The 15675-nt window shown below is 72.4% G+C and carries 20 protein-coding genes and 1 pseudogene; 14 read left to right on the forward strand and 7 right to left on the reverse strand.

Translation table 11 applies throughout. The features are described from left to right. Positions 1 to 52: 52 nt before the first annotated feature. Both ACZ4MH_RS30895 and ACZ4MH_RS30900 read left to right on the forward strand, forming a co-directional pair. Positions 53 to 775, forward strand: coding sequence for an ANTAR domain-containing protein (locus ACZ4MH_RS30895; RefSeq protein WP_351595021.1), 723 nt, complete (start codon positions 53 to 55; stop codon positions 773 to 775). Between the two features lie 234 nt (positions 776 to 1009). Beyond that, entirely contained in the window at positions 1010 to 1465 is a 456-nt protein-coding gene (locus tag ACZ4MH_RS30900) for a tellurite resistance TerB family protein (RefSeq protein WP_351595024.1), read from the forward strand. Between the two features lie 39 nt (positions 1466 to 1504). Here the strand turns inward: ACZ4MH_RS30900 and ACZ4MH_RS30905 are convergent, their stop codons facing one another. Further along, on the reverse strand, positions 1505 to 1768 hold the full coding sequence (locus ACZ4MH_RS30905; protein ID WP_351595027.1) for a twin-arginine translocase TatA/TatE family subunit: 264 nt from the start codon (positions 1766 to 1768) through the stop codon (positions 1505 to 1507). Positions 1769 to 1818: 50 nt separating this feature from the next. Continuing rightward, the gene (locus tag ACZ4MH_RS30910; protein ID WP_351595030.1) at positions 1819 to 2580 is read right to left on the reverse strand and encodes a hypothetical protein; all 762 of its coding nucleotides are present in this window, start codon (positions 2578 to 2580) and stop codon (positions 1819 to 1821) included. A 167-nt stretch (positions 2581 to 2747) separates the two neighbouring features. Here ACZ4MH_RS30910 and ACZ4MH_RS30915 point away from each other — a divergent pair, with 167 nt between their 5' ends. Then, complete coding sequence (locus ACZ4MH_RS30915) at positions 2748 to 3185, forward strand: BlaI/MecI/CopY family transcriptional regulator (protein WP_351595033.1); 438 nt, start codon at positions 2748 to 2750, stop codon at positions 3183 to 3185. Positions 3186 to 3187: 2 nt separating this feature from the next. After that, positions 3188 to 4126, forward strand: coding sequence for a M56 family metallopeptidase (locus ACZ4MH_RS30920; RefSeq protein WP_351595036.1), 939 nt, complete (start codon positions 3188 to 3190; stop codon positions 4124 to 4126). A gap of 9 nt (positions 4127 to 4135) precedes the next feature. Here ACZ4MH_RS30920 and ACZ4MH_RS30925 read toward each other — a convergent pair whose 3' ends face one another. After that, on the reverse strand, positions 4136 to 4720 hold the full coding sequence (locus ACZ4MH_RS30925; protein WP_351595039.1) for a TetR/AcrR family transcriptional regulator: 585 nt from the start codon (positions 4718 to 4720) through the stop codon (positions 4136 to 4138). A gap of 108 nt (positions 4721 to 4828) precedes the next feature. Between ACZ4MH_RS30925 and ACZ4MH_RS30930 the strand changes: the two genes are divergently transcribed. From ACZ4MH_RS30930 to ACZ4MH_RS30960, 7 genes are all read left to right on the forward strand, one after another. Further along, positions 4829 to 6373 carry an FAD-dependent oxidoreductase gene (locus ACZ4MH_RS30930; RefSeq protein WP_467754800.1) on the forward strand — a complete coding sequence of 515 codons (1545 nt, stop codon included), beginning with the start codon at positions 4829 to 4831 and terminating at the stop codon, positions 6371 to 6373. Positions 6374 to 6432: 59 nt separating this feature from the next. Then, positions 6433 to 6768, forward strand: coding sequence for a YnfA family protein (locus tag ACZ4MH_RS30935; protein ID WP_351595146.1), 336 nt, complete (start codon positions 6433 to 6435; stop codon positions 6766 to 6768). A gap of 136 nt (positions 6769 to 6904) precedes the next feature. Next, on the forward strand, positions 6905 to 7654 hold the full coding sequence (locus tag ACZ4MH_RS30940; RefSeq protein WP_351595148.1) for an SDR family NAD(P)-dependent oxidoreductase: 750 nt from the start codon (positions 6905 to 6907) through the stop codon (positions 7652 to 7654). A 56-nt stretch (positions 7655 to 7710) separates the two neighbouring features. Beyond that, positions 7711 to 8118 carry a VOC family protein gene (locus ACZ4MH_RS30945; RefSeq protein WP_351595244.1) on the forward strand — a complete coding sequence of 136 codons (408 nt, stop codon included), beginning with the start codon at positions 7711 to 7713 and terminating at the stop codon, positions 8116 to 8118. An 85-nt stretch (positions 8119 to 8203) separates the two neighbouring features. Beyond that, positions 8204 to 8650 carry a peptidoglycan-binding domain-containing protein gene (locus tag ACZ4MH_RS30950; RefSeq protein ID WP_351595150.1) on the forward strand — a complete coding sequence of 149 codons (447 nt, stop codon included), beginning with the start codon at positions 8204 to 8206 and terminating at the stop codon, positions 8648 to 8650. Positions 8651 to 8919: 269 nt separating this feature from the next. Continuing rightward, positions 8920 to 9357, forward strand: coding sequence for a hypothetical protein (locus ACZ4MH_RS30955; RefSeq protein ID WP_351595151.1), 438 nt, complete (start codon positions 8920 to 8922; stop codon positions 9355 to 9357). Positions 9358 to 9386: 29 nt separating this feature from the next. Further along, the gene (locus ACZ4MH_RS30960) at positions 9387 to 9794 is read left to right on the forward strand and encodes a hypothetical protein (protein ID WP_351595154.1); all 408 of its coding nucleotides are present in this window, start codon (positions 9387 to 9389) and stop codon (positions 9792 to 9794) included. On the opposite strand, the gene ACZ4MH_RS30965 is transcribed toward ACZ4MH_RS30960, so the two are convergent. Further along, a complete protein-coding gene (locus ACZ4MH_RS30965) occupies positions 9775 to 10782 on the reverse strand; it encodes a DMT family transporter (RefSeq protein WP_351595156.1) in 1008 nt (335 codons plus the stop codon). The genes ACZ4MH_RS30960 and ACZ4MH_RS30965 overlap by 20 nt on opposite strands. After that, positions 10779 to 11384, reverse strand: a complete 606-nt coding sequence (locus ACZ4MH_RS30970) for a TetR/AcrR family transcriptional regulator (protein WP_351595158.1) — start codon at positions 11382 to 11384, stop codon at positions 10779 to 10781. The genes ACZ4MH_RS30965 and ACZ4MH_RS30970 overlap by 4 nt, the downstream gene beginning before the upstream one ends. Positions 11385 to 11645: 261 nt before the next feature. Here ACZ4MH_RS30970 and ACZ4MH_RS30975 point away from each other — a divergent pair, with 261 nt between their 5' ends. The 3 genes from ACZ4MH_RS30975 to ACZ4MH_RS30985 all read left to right on the forward strand — a co-directional run bounded on the left by ACZ4MH_RS30975 (position 11646) and on the right by ACZ4MH_RS30985 (position 14580). Then, positions 11646 to 13772, forward strand: a complete 2127-nt coding sequence (locus ACZ4MH_RS30975) for an ATP-binding protein (protein WP_351595160.1) — start codon at positions 11646 to 11648, stop codon at positions 13770 to 13772. A 95-nt stretch (positions 13773 to 13867) separates the two neighbouring features. Continuing rightward, positions 13868 to 14359 carry a DUF2975 domain-containing protein gene (locus ACZ4MH_RS30980; protein WP_351595163.1) on the forward strand — a complete coding sequence of 164 codons (492 nt, stop codon included), beginning with the start codon at positions 13868 to 13870 and terminating at the stop codon, positions 14357 to 14359. After that, positions 14359 to 14580, forward strand: coding sequence for a helix-turn-helix domain-containing protein (locus tag ACZ4MH_RS30985; protein ID WP_351595166.1), 222 nt, complete (start codon positions 14359 to 14361; stop codon positions 14578 to 14580). Before ACZ4MH_RS30980 ends, ACZ4MH_RS30985 begins: the two co-directional genes overlap by 1 nt. Before the next feature lie 271 nt (positions 14581 to 14851). On the opposite strand, the pseudogene ACZ4MH_RS30990 reads toward ACZ4MH_RS30985, so the two are convergent. Together ACZ4MH_RS30990 and ACZ4MH_RS30995 are read right to left on the reverse strand one after the other, a co-directional pair. Then, positions 14852 to 15169, reverse strand: a pseudogene (locus ACZ4MH_RS30990) (RtcB family protein); the annotation flags it as partial. 11 nt (positions 15170 to 15180) lie between these two features. Beyond that, positions 15181 to 15396: a hypothetical protein gene (locus ACZ4MH_RS30995; RefSeq protein ID WP_351595169.1), complete on the reverse strand. Its 216-nt coding sequence runs from the start codon at positions 15394 to 15396 to the stop codon at positions 15181 to 15183. Positions 15397 to 15675 lie beyond the last annotated feature (279 nt).

Genomic DNA, 15675 nt, shown 5'->3' on the forward strand with positions numbered 1-15675 from the left:
CAAGGATGGCGCAAGGTTCGCGGAGCGCTGCGACTCGCCTGAAGGGGGCGTCATGACGACACCGGCACAGCAGATCGCCGACGTGTTCGTGGAACTGTCCGGAGGCACCGCGGGCACGCGCCTGGAGGTTCCCGAGCTGTTGGCCACGCTGGCGCGGTGCAGTCCCGGGTTGCTCGGGGTGCGCGCCGCCGGCGCGGAGGCGGCCGCCGACGACCGGGCGGAACCGCAGGTGGCCGGCTCCGAGGACGGCGCGCAGCTGCTGAAGCAGGAGGCGCTGAAGTGGCGCGAGGGCCCGGGCACGGACAGCCGCCGCAGCGGCCGGCCGCTCTCCGGCATCGCGTTCGACGGCCCGCCGGCCAGGCAGCGCTGGCCGCGGTACGCGCCGCGGGCGCTGGAGCTGGGGTACGCGCGCGCCGCCGCCTTCCCGCTGCGGACCGGCGAGCGGTCCGTGGGCGCGCTGGTCCTGCTCGGCTCCGCGGCGGACGACCCGGTGTCCGAGGAGGCGGCGACGCTCGCCCAGTCCCTCGCGGACTTCACCGCGCTGATCCTGATGCGCGACCACGAACTGCACGCGAGCCGGACGCTGAGCGCGCAGCTGGAGTTCGCGCTGAACAGCCGGGTGATCATCGAGCAGGCCAAGGGCGTGCTCGCCACCCGCCACTCGCTCACCATGGACGGCGCCTTCGCCCTGCTGCGCGGCCACGCCCGCGCGCACCGCCGGCTGCTCTCCGACGTGGCCCACGACGTGGTCGCGGGCCGGCTCGACCTCGGCTGACACGAAACGCACCACGGGCACGACGCGCATCGCGGACACGATGCGCATCGCGGGCACGATTCGTATCGCGGGCACGTTGAGCACCATGACGGACACCACCCCTCGGGCCCCGGCCGGGGGGGCGGCCGGTGATCCCGGCCGGACCATGCCGTCAACTTCTACACCCGTGTAGATTTCAGCTCTGCGGCGCGCCCCTGCGCGGTGCGGTGGACGAGGAACGACGAGGAGAAGCACATGGCCCTGTGGGACCGGATCAAGGACTCCGCCCAGACGATGCAGACGCAGCTGACGGCGAAGAAGAACGACCTCAAGAGCGGCGCCTTCCGGGACGCGAGCATGGCGATGTGCGCGCTGGTGGCCGCGGCGGACGGCAGCGTCGACGCCTCCGAACGCCGCCGCGTCGCCCAGCTGATCATGTCGAACGACGTGCTGCAGAACTTCCCGGCGGACGACCTGCAGCGCCGCTTCGACGGTTACCTCGACAAGCTCATCGCCGACTTCGACTTCGGCAGGGTGAGCGTGCTCCAGGAGATCGGCAAGGTGAAGAAGAAGCCGACCGAGGCGCGGGCCGTCATCCAGATCGGCATCGTCATCGGCGGCGCGGACGGCGACTTCGACAAGACCGAGCAGGCCGTCGTGCGCGATGTCTGCTTCGCGCTGGACATCCCGCCGGCCGAGTTCGACCTCTGACCCGAGAGGTGACGGGCGCGACCCGGGGCCCCGCGGCGCTCAGCCGCGGGCCCCGCCCTCCTCGGGCGTACGGGAAGGCCCCTCATGGGCGCGGGAGTTGATCACGTCGCCGGGCTGCGCCTTGATCACGCGCGGCGGCGGGCCGTCGTCGTCCGGGTGCACCCCGTCCTTCATCGCCCTGGTCTCGCTCTTCAGGATGCGGGTCGCCTTGCCGGCCGACCGCACGAGGTCGGGCAGCCGCTTGGCCGCGAGCAGCACGATCACCACGATGAGGAGCAGCGCGATCTCACTGATCCCGAACATCCCCGGTCCTCTTTTCCCCCTCCGCACGGAGGGCCTCATGAGCGTACTGGTCAGCGACGCGGCCCGGAATCGGGTCCGCCGAAGTCCGGACCGGCGAAGTCCGGACCGGCGAAGTCCGGACCCGCGAAGTCCGGACTGCTGTAGCCGAGCCGGGAAGGGCGGGAGGGCCGGGCTGCGTCCCGGTCGGATGGCGGGGCGGCGCGGAGCCGCCGCTCCAAGTACGGCCCGATCCCGCGCTCCAGCAGCGCCAGCTGCCACGCCTCGTGGGCCCGCCGCAGCCGCTCGCCCGGAGCATCGGCGCCGGACGCCCGGTGCCGGGCAGCGGTGCCGAGCAGCCCGGCGACGCCGCAGGCCAGCGACACCGCGGTGACCACCACGGACACCTGCCCCGCGGTGATCAGGGCGTCCGCGAGCGCCCGTTGCGAGGCGGCCGGCCGCAGCAGGAAGCCGAGCAGGAAGAAGACAACGGCCGCGACGGCGGCCAGGCTCGGCACCAACACGCCGAGCAGGGGCAGCAGCCCGCGCCCCCGCCGCTCCCCCTCGTCCCCGTCCCCGTTCCCATTCCCACCGTCACCCTCCCCGCCGTCCGCGCCCTCCCGGAGGGCGAGGTACGTCCGGTACTCCGGCGCGGCCGCCTCCGCGAGCAGGGCGGCCTCGGCGAGCGCGCCGCTGCGCAGCCGTCGGGCGAGCCCGCCGGTGGGGTCGGCCCGTACGGCCCGCGCGATCGCACCGGTGCTCAGTGCCCGGTCCACCAGCCGCTCGAAGTCCGCCGTGTCCCGTGCCCGCAGGCCTTCCCGCCGTAACCGCGCCATCGCTTCCCCGCTTCCGCCCCCGTTCGCCGGCACCTTGAATCTACAGCACTGTAGAAACAGCGGGTGAAGACCAGGCGTACGCCCCGGGCTCACATCAGTACGATGGCCGCCCCACGGACCGTACGACCACCACACGTACGGCCGGGGCGGCGGAGGGAGACGGCGGAGTGGACCGCGGAGCGGACCGGCGACCGGGCGAGGGGCGGCACGAGCGCGACCCCCGCGGGCGCCGGCGCGGCCAGGGCGAACTGGAGGCACAGGTCCTGTCGGTGCTGCGGCTCTCCCCGGGCCCGGCGACCGCGGCCTGGGTGCAGGAACGCCTGGACGGCGACCTCGCCTACACCACCGTCATGACCATCCTCTCCCGGCTGCTGGCCAAGGGGGCCGTCACCCGCGAGCGCCTGGGCCGCGCCTTCGTGTGGCAGGCCGCGTCCGACGAGGCGGGGCTCGCCGCGCTGCGCATGCGCCGGGTACTGGACGCCGAGACCGACCGGGAAGCGGTACTGGCCAGCTTCGTCACGGCCCTCTCAGCCGACGACGAACGGCTGCTGCGCGGCCTGCTCCACGAGGCGGCGGACGCCCCGGAAGCGCCCCCGGAGGGCTGACCGTGGGCGTGTTCGTCTTCCTGCCCCTGGTGCTCCCGCTGACCGCGTGGCCGGTGGCGCGCCTGGCCGAACAGCATCTGCACCCGCGCAGCGCCACCCGTCTGCTGGCCGGCGTGGCAGCCGTACTGGCCGTATGCAGCACGCTCTGCCTCGGCCTGATCATGGTCGTCGGCACCGCCCAGCTGCCCGGCAACCCGCTGCCGGACGGCTGGTCCGACCCGGAGGTGCGCGCGGCGGTCCCGTACGACGAGATCGCAGGCAGGGCGGCGATCCCCGCCCTGTGCGCGGTGGCCGTCGCCGGTGTCCGTACGCTCTGGCGCCATCTGCGCGTACGGCGCCGGGCGGCCCGCGCGCTGGCCGGGCTGCCGGGCTCGCGGGTCGCGGTCCTGCCGGACGGCGCGCCGTACGCGTACGCGCTGCCGGCCCGGCGGCCCGGTCCGGGCCGGATCGTGGTGTCCACCGCGATGCTGGCCCGGCTGGACTCGCGCGAGCGGCGGGCCCTGTTCGCGCACGAGCGTGCCCATCTGGCGGGCCGTCACCACCGTTACCTGCTGGCCGTACAGCTCGCGGCCCGCGCCAATCCCTTTCTGCGACCGCTGCGTACGGCCACGGAGTTCTGCACCGAACGCTGGGCGGACGAGGAGGCGGCGCAAGCGGTCGGCGACCGCCGTGTGACGGCGCGCGCGGTGGGCAAGGCGGCGCTCGTCACCCGGCACGCGCCGATGGCGGGGCTGGCGTCGTTCGCCGCTCCGGGGCCCGTACCGCGCCGGGTGGCGGCGCTGCTGCGGTCCGGACCGCCGACTCGCAGCTGGCCGCGGGCAGCCACCCCGGCCGGTATCGCCACCCTCGTCGCGGCGGCCGGCACCCTGGCCTCCGCCCTCTCCTCCGTCAACGCCACCGTCGCCCTCTTCCTCGTCCTCCAGGCGGCGACACCGCTGTAGCCCGACGGCTTACGGCCGCTCCTCCGTCAAGTACCGCTGCACCGTGGGCGCGAGCCAGGCGACGACCTCGTCGTGGCCGAGCCCCACGGCCGGCGGTATGCGGACGACGTAACGGGCCATCGCCATGCCCAGGATCTGCGAGGCGACCAGCGCGGCCCGCACCGCGGCCTCCTCCTCGTCCGGCACCGGGCAGACCGCCGCGATCACCGGCCCCAGCTGGTCGCGGAAGATCGACCGCACCCGCTCGGCGCCCGCCTCCATCGTCACGCCGACCCGCACCATCCCGGTCAGCCGCTCATCGCTCTCCCAGAGGTCCAGGAAATGGCGCACCAACCGCTCGCCCAGCAGCTCCCGCGGTACGAGAGTCAGGTCCGGCATCCGCAGGTCGATCTCCGTGGCGGCCACGAACAGGCCCTCTTTGTTGCCGTAGTAGCGCATGACCATGGAGGGGTCGATGCCCGCGTCCCTGGCGATGGCCCGGATGGTGGCGCGCTCGTACCCCTCCGCGGCGAAGCGGTCGCGGGCGGCGGTGAGGATCGCGGCCCGGGTCGCGTCGGAGCGGCGGGGGCGGGCTGAGGGATCGGTGTCGGCCATGTCAACAAGCGTAGGCCAACACCTGTTGACACACCAGAGGAGCAGCCGTACGTTGCCCATAAGCAGCCAACGAGCGTTGACCTACAAGTGTTGGCACAGGAGGCGGCCATGAACCGCAAGCCCAGCGACACCTTCCCCTCGATGACCCAGCACCCCACCTCCGACGTCCTGGTCGTCGGCGCCGGGCCCACCGGCCTGCTGCTCGCCGGCGACCTGGCCGAGGCCGGCCTCGACGTCACCCTGCTGGAGCGCCGCGCCCCCGGGATCAGCAACCTCACCCGCTCCCTGGTCGTGCACGCCCGCACCCTCGAACAGTTCGACGCCCGCGGCCTCGCCGAGGAAGTGGTCGACACCGGCCACCCGGTGACCTCGCTCCAGCTGTTCGCCGATGTCTCGATCGACCCGACCGAACTGCCCACCCGCTTCCCGTTCATCCTGGTCACCCCGCAGTTCGAGGTGGAGCGGGTACTGGAGGAGCGGGCCCGCAAGGCCGGCGTGACCTTCGCGTACGGCCACGAGCTCACCGGCGTCGACCAGGACGCCGACGGCATCACGGCCACGGTCCGCACCGAAGGCGGTGGCACGGCCGGCCACCGCGCTTCCTACCTGGTCGGGACCGACGGCGTGCACAGCGGCGTCCGCCGGGCGCTCGGCCTGCCGTTCCCCGGCAAGGCCGTCATCCGGTCCGTCGTACTCGCCGACGTACGGCTCACCGAGGAGCCGGACGCGCCGCTCGTCGCCAAGGCCACCGACGACGCCTTCGCCCTCATCGCGGGCTTCGGCGACGGCTGGTTCCGGGTGATCGCCTGGCACCGCCACCGGCAGACCGACGACAAGGCGCCGGTCGACCTGGCAGAGGTCCGCGAGCTCACCCGGCTCGCCCACGGCACCGACTACGGCATCCAGGAGGCCCGCTGGATGTCCCGCTTCCACAGCGACGAGCGGCAGGTGCCGCAGTACCGCGTCGGCCGGGCGTTCCTCGCGGGCGACGCGGCCCACGTCCACTCCCCGGCCGGCGGCCAGGGCATGAACACCGGACTCCAGGACGCCGCCAACCTCAGCTGGAAGCTCATCGCCGTACTGCGCGGCCGGGCCACCGACGCGCTGCTGGACACCTACCAGGCCGAACGCCACCCGGTGGGCCGCATGGTGCTGCGCTCCAGCGGCGCGCTCATCCGGTTCGCGCTGCTGCAGACCCGCGCACAGCGCGCGGCGCGCCTGCTGGCCACGCAGCTCATCAAGCGGGTACCGCCGGTGACCCACCGCGCGGTCTCGATGATCACCGGCATCGGCATCGCGTACGGCCGCCACCGCGGCGACCACCCGCTGACGGGCCGGCGCGCGCCCGACATCCGGCTCGCGGACGGCAGTCGCCTCTACGAAGCGCTGCGCGGCAACCGCTTCGTGCTCATCACCCCCGCGTACGAGACGCCGGAGCTGGGCGGCCGGGACGCGCGCCGCCTCGTGCACGGCACCTGGCGCGGCGACCGGCGCACCGCGCTGCTGGTCCGCCCCGACGGCTACATCGCCTGGGCCACCGACACCATGGACCGCGCGGCCCGCGCCGACGCCCTGCGCGCGGCCCTGCTGCGCTGGACGGGCCCGGCGGAGCGGGAGCCGGCCACGACGGCGGCGGCACCGGGCCGGGGGTGAGCCCCGGCCCCGGCCCACCGGGGCGGACGGCCGGCCTCCGCCCGGCATACGCTGCGCGCATGTCGATCGTCCGCTCCGCCGTGCTCTTCGTCCTCGCCGCTTTCCTGGAGATCGGCGGCGCCTGGCTGGTCTGGCAGGGCGTACGGGAGAGCCGCGGCTGGATCTGGGCGGGCGCGGGCGTACTGGCCCTGGGCGCGTACGGCTTCGTCGCCACGCTCCAGCCGGACGCCGACTTCGGCCGCATCCTCGCCGCGTACGGGGGCGTCTTCGTCGTCGGCTCGCTGGTCTGGGGCATGGTCGCGGACGGCTACCGGCCCGACCGCTGGGACGTCACCGGCGCCCTGGTCTGCCTGGCCGGCATGGCCCTGATCATGTACGCGCCGCGGGGCCGCTGAGCATCCGGCGGGCCACCCGAGGTCCCGCCTGCCGGGTCCGCCGCGGCTGCCCGGCCTGCATATCCTGAGCGCGTACCGCAACTCGCACGCCAAGTAGGCGCGTACGCCCGTACGCCCGCAGTCCCGAGGAGCACGCATGTCCGCCGCCGCCCGTACCGCCGTCGTCACCGGAGCGAGCAGCGGCATCGGTGCCGCGACCGCCCGGCAGCTCGCCGAGGCGGGCTATCGCGTGATCCTCGCCGCGCGCCGCAAGGACCGCGTCGAGGCGCTGGCCGCCGAGCTCCCGCACGCCGAGGCGTACGCCCTCGACGTCACCGACCGCGCCGCCGTCGACGCCTTCGCGGCCTCCCTGGACCGCTGCGACGTCCTGGTCGCCAACGCCGGCGGCGCGCTGGGCACCGACCCGGTGGCCACCGCCGACCCGGCCGACTGGCGCGCGATGTACGAGGTCAACGTCCTCGGCGTGCTCAACGTGACACAGGCGCTGCTCCCCGCCCTGACCGCCACCGGCGACGGCACGGTCGTCGTCCTCTCCTCGACGGCCGGGCACGGCACGTACGAGGGCGGCGGCGGTTACGTGGCCGCCAAGCACGGCGCGCACGTGCTCGCCGAGACGCTCCGCCTGGAGCTGTGCGGCGAGCCCGTACGCGTCATCGAGATCGCGCCCGGCATGGTCCGCACGGATGAGTTCGCGCTGACCCGCTTCCGCGGCGACGAGGCGAAGGCCGCCAAGGTGTACGAGGGCGTCGCCGAGCCGTTGACCGCCGAGGACGTGGCCGAGACGATCGCCTGGGCGGTCACCCGCCCGGCCCACGTCAACATCGACCTCCTCGTCGTCCGCCCGCGCGCCCAGGCGTCCAACACGAAGGTCCACCGCGAGTCCTGACCGGCCCGCACTCCCAACGAAGGAGCACCACCATGCGTACCGGCACCCCGGCTCCCGTGACCGTCACCGCCTTCGACCACCTGGTCCTCAACGTCGCCGACGTCGAACGCGCGCTGGACTTCTACTGCGGCCCGCTCGGCCTCGAACCGGTACGGGTGGACGAATGGCGGGCCGGCGAGGTGCCGTTCCCCTCCGTGCGGGTGAGCCCGACGACGATCATCGACCTCGTACGGGCTCCGGAGGCGGCGCCCGACGAGGACGGCGTCGCGCACCACTCCAATGTCGACCACCTCTGCCTGGTCGTCGCACCCGTGGACTGGCAACAGGTCGTCGACTCCGGGGTGTTCACCGTCCTGGACGGCCCCGGCAAGCGCTTCGGCGCCCGCGGCACCGCCGAGTCCCTGTACGTCCAGGACCCGGACGGCAACACGGTCGAACTCCGCTGGTACCCGGCGGACGCGTAGGACCGGTAACCCCGCACGAGGATCCTTCACAAGATCCACAACGCTCACTTCACATGGTTTTCCCGCCGCTGGGAACGCGAGCAGCGTGAGCACTTTCCGTATCCCCACTCCCCGTTTCCGCAGGCCCGGCAGGGCCCTCAAGCGTGCGGCCGTACTGGCCGCGGGCGCGGGCCTGTTGACCACCGGCCTGCTCGCCAGCCCCGCGTCCGCCGCGATGGGCGACAACGTCGTGCACGGCCCCGCGGCCTGCGCCTTCTCCGAGGACCGCGGCACCGTCTCCCTCGGTGCGGCGGGCGACCAGGTCTCCCAGGTCCAGTGCCTGCTGGCCAACCGCCAGTACCTGGGCTGGAACAACCTCAGCGGCACCTTCGACGCCAACACCATGGCGGCCGTGGCCCACTTCCAGTCCGACCACGACCTCGTACCGAACGGCGTGGTCAACCCCACCACCTGGCTCGCCCTGTACCAGGCCGGCGCCCCGGCCGGCCCGGTCAACTCCCCCGGCCAGCCCGCCCCCCAGCCCGCCGCCTGACCCACGCCCCACCGCCACACCTGAAAGGGCCGGCCCCCCACCGGGGCCGGCCCTTTCTGCGCTATCGCCCCGCCCTACTGGCCGGGCATTGCGCCGGGGCGTGCGCGGCGCACTGAAGTCGCAGCTCACGCTGCGGTTCCAGGTTTGAAGTGATCACTGTGACTCGTTCGGAGTGACAACCCGCCAACCCTCTGCCGATCACACCGCGTGTCGGCTTGCATGTTCTCCGTGACGACGCTCGTCCGGGCGGTCACGACACGGAGGAAGTCATGCGCAAATCCATCAGGACGCCGCGCGGCGTCATCGCGACGATCGCGGCCTTCGGCGTGCTGGCGATGGGCGTCGTCGGCGGTGTCGCCATCGCCGACGACTCGCCCGTCAAGGCCCAGGCCCCGCACGCACGGGCGTCCGCCCTGGTCAATGAAAACGGCACCCGCAAGCAGTCCCAGGGCATCAAGGCGATCAACAAGCCCGGCGCAGGCGTGTACTGCGTGACCTTCGACGACGCGGCCAAGATCGATGTGGCCAGGAGCACCCCGGTCGCCACCATGGCCCCGGAGACGCACGGAAAGCCGTGGGGTCACACCGTCGTGCTCTCCACCGCCCCCTCGGCCTCCTGCGGCAGCGCCGCCGACACGCTCACCGTCTACACCGGCAACAGCCAGTACGGGCTGCACGACTACGCCTTCTTCCTCGTCGTCCCGTAACCCGCCTCGGCCCGAAAGGAAGCATCCTCATGAACGTCGGCACCCTGTTCAAGCGCTCCGCTGCACTGACAGCAGCCGCCCTGATCTCACTGCCCGCCCTGGCCGGCACCGCCGCGGCCGCCCCGCCCGAGATGTACGCCCCGCACGCCCAAGCCGCGGCCCAGGTCGCGGCCAACGGCACCCTGCTCGCCGCCAAGAACGTCTCCTCGTCCTGGCTCGTGGGCAAGGCCGGCTACTGCGTCGTGGTCTCCGACCCCGACGTCACCCTGAACGACGCGGTCGTGGTGGGCACGACCAATGACGGCCAGGGCACGTACAGCATCGACGTCAGACGCGAACCGACCTCCACCTGCGGCAACAGGAAGAACGCCATCACGGTGTTCACCGCCTACGGGACCACGGCGAACCCGGTGAAGTTCACCGTCGCCGTCCTGTAACGGCCGCCCGCCCCGCTGCTCTCCTGGCGCCCCGCCAGGAGAGCAGCGTCATCGCGCTCCCGGAAACGGACCGCGTCGGTGTGGTGAGGACGGCCAGGCAGCCGACGACGAGTGCGATGCCGAACCAGCCCAAGGCGGGCAGGCGTTCGCCGACGACCAGCACGGCGAGTACGGCCGCGACGGCCGGTTCGAGCAGCGAGAGGGTGGTCGCCGTGCTGGCGGGGACATGCGTCAGCCCCCAGCCGAACAGCACGTAGCCCGCGAACATGGGCACCAGCGCCATGTAGGCGCCGACGGCCGCGTGGGGCCAGGAGCTGATGAGCGGGGCGCCGGTGCCCAGGAGCACGGGCACGAGCAGTAGCCCGCCCAGCCCGAAGACCGCGCCCATCGCCGCGCGGGAGCCGACCCCGCGGCTGATCAGCCGGTGCGCCGCCCAGGAGTAGAGGGCGTAGGTCACGGCGGCGATCAGGCCCAGCGCCACACCGAGGACGGTGGCACCCAGGGAGACCGTTCCGGGCTCGTCATGTGCCCGCGTGGCCTCCGCGACGCAGAGCATGACGGTGCCCAGCAGGCCGAGGGCCGCGCCGAGCATCCAGCGGCGGGTGAGCCGGCGCCGGTCCACGACGCGTTCGATCACGGCGGAAGCCAGTGGGGCCGTGCCGATCGATATCACCGTTCCCACGGCTACCCCGGCCAGCCGCATCGAGCTGTAGAACGCCAGGGGGTAGATCGCCACCGCCACCGCGCCCAGCAGCACGGTGCCGCGCTGTGCACGCAGCTCCGGAGCCCGGCGGACGATCCGAGGCGCGGCCACCAGGGCCTGGAGCAGTCCGCCCAGCCCCATCGCGACAGCCCCGATCGCCAGGGGTCCCACGGCCGGGGCGAGGGTCGCCGCGGTACCTGTGGTGCCCCACAGCACGGACGCCGCGAGCACGCACAGCGATCCCGCGCCCACCGAGCGGGCCGCGTGCCCGCCGGGCCGCCTCACAATCTGTCCAGCAGGTCCGCCGCCATCGTGCGGGCGTGCTGCAGACGAGTGCTGTCGCCCTCCAGGCCGGCGCGGGCCATCGCGCCTTCCAGCAGGAACGCCAGCTGCTCCGCCGTCGCACGCGCTTGGCCGGGGCGCTCGGGCAGCAGCTTTTCGAGATGGCCGGCGAGCAGGGCCTCGACGTCCTCCTTGTGGCGGCGCACCAGGGCCCGCCCCTCGTCTCCGGCGGGCAGCTCGGCGGCCGCGTTCAGCAGGCCGCAGCCGCGAAAGCCGTGCTCGTAGGCGAACGCCGCGTGATCGGCGTAGGCGTCGAAAACCGCGAGCACGCCACCGCGCGCGTCCTGGGCCTCCCCCAGCCGCGCCCGGTACAGCCCCAGCCACTCCTCGTGCCGGGCCTCGAGGTAGGCCCGCACCAGGTCGGCCTTGGAGGAGAAGTTGTTGTACAGGCTCTTCTTCGCCACGCCCGCTTCGGTCGTGAGGGTGTCGATCCCGGTCGCCGACACGCCATCGGCGTAGAAGCGCCGCGCCGCGGCGGCCAGCAGCCGCTCCCGGGCCGCCCGCCGCCTCACGGGCCCCGTCGTCCCCTTGTCGATGTCGCTCATCACGCCCCAAAGTAGGTAGGTCGGCCTACCTACTATAACCATGAGGGGCAGGCGCGGCCGAGGGCAACGGCACAGGCCCCCGCTGCCAGGCTCAGGCCCGGTCCGGTCCCGGTCCGGTCGTTAGGTGTCGCGCAAAAGCAAGGCTTTACGGTGAATGCCGAGTTCTTCGGTCTTTTTCCTTCGCGCAGTGCGCAGCGTGGCGGCAGTCGACACAATTTCCGTCCCTGCACGGATCATCCGCAGGGCCGGGGAAGGACGATCGTGACGGGTGACCAGCGGCAGGCGGGCAACCTGCCGGCGGCGAAGACGAGGATGGTGGGCCGCCGGGACGAACTGGCCGAGGTGCAGCGGCTGTTCGAGGGAGCGGCACGGCTGGTGACGCTGACCGGGGCCGGCGGGGTCGGCAAGACCCGCCTCGCCCTGGAGGCCGCGGCCGTACTCCGGCCCCGGTTCCGGGACGGAGTGTGGCTGGTCGAGCTCTCGCCCCTGCGCCGAGGGGCGCTGCTGGCACACACCATCGCCGAAGCCCTGCCCCTGGCCGACCAGACCACCCGCCCGGTGATCGACGTACTGGCCGACTACCTCGCCGACCGGGAACTGCTGCTGATCCTGGACACCTGCGAGCACCTGACCGACGCCTGCGCCCTGGCGGCCCAGGTACTGGTGCGGGCCGCGCCCGGCCTGCGGATCCTGGCCACCAGCCGCCGCACCCTGAACCTGCCCGGCGAGAACGTGCTCACCGTCGAGCCCCTGCCGGTGCCCGAGCCCGACGATCCGGCGGCGGCGCAGGCGGATGCCGTGGTGCTGCTGGCCGAGCGGGCCGCCCGTACTGTCCCCGGCTTCACGGTCACCGGCCCCGGCGAGCGGGCCGATCTGGTGCGGCTGTGCCGACGCCTGGACGGCCTGCCGCTGGCCATCGAACTCGCCGCTGCCCGCCTGGGCGAGCTGTCGGTCCAGGAACTGACCGAGCGGCTGGAAGACCGGTTCGCGGTCCTGGGCACCACCGACGAAGTGGTGGAAGAGGCCGAGCCCCCCTGGCACCAGGCACTGCGCACCGCCATCGGCTGGAGCCACCAGCTGTGCACCCCGGCCGAGCGGCTGCTGTGGGCCCGGCTGTCCGTCTTCGCCGGCACCTTCGATGCCCACGGCGCCATCCGGATCTGCGCCGACGAGCAGCTGCCCGCCCAGCGCCTCAGCGCCCTGCTCGCGGCCCTGGTGGACAGGTCGCTCCTGGTCTGGGAGCCGACCGGAGCCGGGGAGCGGTACCGGATGCTGGACACCCTGCGCGAGTACGGCGCCGGCTGGCTGCGCCTCCTGGGCGAGGAGTACACGTTCCTCTGCCGTCACCGGGACCACTACCGGACGCTGGCGCACCGGGCGGAGGCCGCCTGGATGGGGCCGGATCAGCTCACCTGGCGCGACCGGATGGTCGCCGAACACGCCAATATCCGGGCCGCGCTGGACTTCTGCCTCACCGAGAACGACGGGCACAGCGCGCTGGAGATGGGCGGGGCACTGTGGTTCCTCTGGTACGCCTGCGACTTCGCCAAGGAGGGCAGGCACTATCTGGACCGGGCGCTGATCCTGGAGCCGGCCCCCGGGCCGGCCCGTACCAAAGCGCTGTGGTCCTGCGGCCTCGCCGCCTTCGCTCAGGGCGACTTGGAGTCCAGCCTCCGCCTCGCCACCGCCTTCCGGAAGGCCGTGGCCGAAGAAGCCGATGGGACCGGCCCGGTCGCCGCTGCCTTCCTGGAGGGCGCCAGTCTCACGGTGAGCGGCCGGCAGACCGAGGCCGCCGAGGTGCTCGACGCGGTACCGAGCAGCCGTCCGGCCGGCGGGCGGTACGACGCGGCGTGGGTCCTGACACGAGGTGTCAGGGCTTTCACCCACGTCTATCTCGGACAGTTCGCCCAGGCCGCGGCCGTCGCCGACGAGATGTGCGCCGAAGGCACCCGGCACGGCGAAACGTGGTTCCGCGCCTACGGGTACTACCTACGCGCCCTCGCCACGCTGGGGCTGGGGCGTGCGGAGGAGGCCGCGACCCATGCCCGCACCGCCCTGGACGCCAAGTGCCGGCTCCGCGACACCCTCGGCATCGCCATCACCGTCGACGTCCTCGCGTCCGCCGCCCTCGCCTCCGGCCGCGCCGAGGAAGCCGCCCGGCTCCTCGGCATCGCCGACCGGACCTGGCACACCCTCGGCACCCCCCGACTGGGCTCCCCCGAGTTCCTCGACGCACGAAACACATGCGAGGCGCAGCTCCGCCGGCTCATCGGGGACGACTACACGACCGCGTTCCACACCGGCTACCACACCGAACCCGACACCGGTATCGCCTACGCCCTGCACGGCCCACGTCCCTCACAGCCCCTCCCCGCACGCGCAGACTGACCCGTCTCGGGCGGTCCCCGGCCGAACCTCCCAGCCCTTGCCTCACCTATCGAAATTCGATAGATTCCCATCGTAATTCGATGGGAGGATGAGCCATGGGAAAGCTGACAGTGGTTGCGCTGCGCGCCGTGCTCGTCGTGGTGCTCGCCGGCACCGTGTTCGTACAGGCATCGATGATGTGGGCGTTGGTCAGCGGGAGCGACCCGGAGGACGGGTCGCTCCCGCTGACCCCGCTGCGCGTGATCACGATCCTGGGCATGGTGTCGGTCCAGGTCGCCCTGGTCTGCGTATGGCGGCTGGTGACGATGGTGCGACGCGGAACCGTGTTCTCCCACACCGCCTTCCGGTACGTGGACGTCGTGATCGGCGCGATCGTGGCGGCCGCCCTCCTGTGGTTCGCGGTCACGGCCCTCAATGCGCCGGGCCAGCGGGCCGACCCGGGCGTCACCGTCATCATGGGCGGGGTTGGCGTGGCCATCCTGGGCGTCGCGCTCCTCGTGCTCGTGCTGCGGACGCTGCTCGCCCAGGCCGTCGCGCGCGACGTCGAAGCGTCGCGGATGCGGGCCGAGTTGGACGAGGTGATCTGATGCCGATCGCCGTCGACATCGACGTGATGCTGGCCAGGCGAAAGATGTCCGTGGGCGAGCTCGCGGACCGTATAGGGATCACTCCCGCCAACCTGGCGGTACTCAAGAACGGCCGCGCCAAGGCGGTGCGCTTCGCGACGCTCGCCGCGCTCTGCGAGGTGCTCAAGTGCCAGCCGGGCGACCTGCTGCGCTGGGAGGCCGAGGACACCGCGGGCGGATGACGCGCCCCAGGGCGGGCGTGCAAACGCCTGGCACCACCGGACAGTGACGCGGGACGTGGGCCGCATGGACGTGGATCGCCGATCACCCGCAGCACCCTTCCAGCGCGGAGCAGGAGCCAGCCACGGCCACCTGGACGGCGTACACGTTCTGCGTGCTGGAGCAGTAGCACCGGACGGCAGCGGGTGAGCCTGCTCCTCGGCGCGGGCTCAGAGGAGAACGTTCCGGACCGACGTCGGCCCGGAACTCGTTCTCCGGATGAGCGGCCACGCGTCAGCCCTTCACGCACACCACCTGCTTGAGCTTGGCGACGACCTGGACCAGGTCGCGCTGCTGGTCGATGACCTTTTCGATGGGCTTGTACGCGCCGGGGATCTCGTCCACGACGCCCGAGTCCTTACGGCACTCCACGCCCCGCGTCTGCTCCTCCAGGTCCTTGGTGGAGAAGCTCTTCTTCGCGGCGTTGCGGCTCATCTTCCGGCCCGCACCGTGCGAGGCGGATTTGAAGGACTTGGCATTGCCTAGCCCACGGACGATGTAGAACTCGGCGCCTATGGAGCCAGGGATGCCCCACTCGCCATTTTTGTCTCGCTCGGTCAGCGTTAGCCGACCTTCACCCAGTCCTGGCAACCCTGCGTTTTGAACAGCTTGTCCGAGGCGCTGATGTTCACGACAGACTGGCCGCTTGGGTTGCCATTCGCGATGATCGAGGTTATCTCGCCCTTCGCGTCCTTGGCGCGTTCCCAGTAGCAGTTCGGCAAGTCCTTGTCGGACGGGCCGGCTGTTTTGTAGGTGCCCGGCTTGATGTCCTTGCCCACTTCGTACTCGCCGTCCCCCCTAATTGTGCCGGACGGCGCCTTCGACGGAGCTTGGGATGACTTCTCCGTCGAAGCGCCCCCTGATGGATTCCCCCCGTTAGAAGCTGAACTGCCGCAGGCAGCTGCACCCGCCAGCGCCCCGGCCACAGCCACGGCCGCAAAGATCTTTTTCATAATGGCCTTCTCGGGACAGATCCCGCGATGAAATAACACCGCTATTCGAGTGTTACTCCAGTTGCGGGCCCGCGCATCTTGGCCTAGTGCACAGTCGCCCCCCAA

The organism is Streptomyces sp. NPDC026301 (assembly GCF_055567935.1).

Bases quoted from the DNA above. Each gene is read 5' to 3' on its own strand.
- ACZ4MH_RS30895 (WP_351595021.1), top strand. From the start codon at position 53: ATGACGACACCGGCACAGCAGATCGCCGACGTGTTCGTGGAACTGTCC.
- ACZ4MH_RS30900 (WP_351595024.1), top strand. From the start codon at position 1,010: ATGGCCCTGTGGGACCGGATCAAGGACTCCGCCCAGACGATGCAGACG.
- ACZ4MH_RS30905 (WP_351595027.1), bottom strand. From the start codon at position 1,768: ATGTTCGGGATCAGTGAGATCGCGCTGCTCCTCATCGTGGTGATCGTG.
- ACZ4MH_RS30910 (WP_351595030.1), bottom strand. From the start codon at position 2,580: ATGGCGCGGTTACGGCGGGAAGGCCTGCGGGCACGGGACACGGCGGAC.
- ACZ4MH_RS30925 (WP_351595039.1), bottom strand. From the start codon at position 4,720: ATGGCCGACACCGATCCCTCAGCCCGCCCCCGCCGCTCCGACGCGACC.
- ACZ4MH_RS30930 (WP_467754800.1), top strand. From the start codon at position 4,829: ATGAACCGCAAGCCCAGCGACACCTTCCCCTCGATGACCCAGCACCCC.
- ACZ4MH_RS30935 (WP_351595146.1), top strand. From the start codon at position 6,433: ATGTCGATCGTCCGCTCCGCCGTGCTCTTCGTCCTCGCCGCTTTCCTG.
- ACZ4MH_RS30940 (WP_351595148.1), top strand. From the start codon at position 6,905: ATGTCCGCCGCCGCCCGTACCGCCGTCGTCACCGGAGCGAGCAGCGGC.
- ACZ4MH_RS30955 (WP_351595151.1), top strand. From the start codon at position 8,920: ATGCGCAAATCCATCAGGACGCCGCGCGGCGTCATCGCGACGATCGCG.
- ACZ4MH_RS30960 (WP_351595154.1), top strand. From the start codon at position 9,387: ATGAACGTCGGCACCCTGTTCAAGCGCTCCGCTGCACTGACAGCAGCC.
- ACZ4MH_RS30970 (WP_351595158.1), bottom strand. From the start codon at position 11,384: ATGAGCGACATCGACAAGGGGACGACGGGGCCCGTGAGGCGGCGGGCG.
- ACZ4MH_RS30980 (WP_351595163.1), top strand. From the start codon at position 13,868: ATGGGAAAGCTGACAGTGGTTGCGCTGCGCGCCGTGCTCGTCGTGGTG.
- ACZ4MH_RS30985 (WP_351595166.1), top strand. From the start codon at position 14,359: ATGCCGATCGCCGTCGACATCGACGTGATGCTGGCCAGGCGAAAGATG.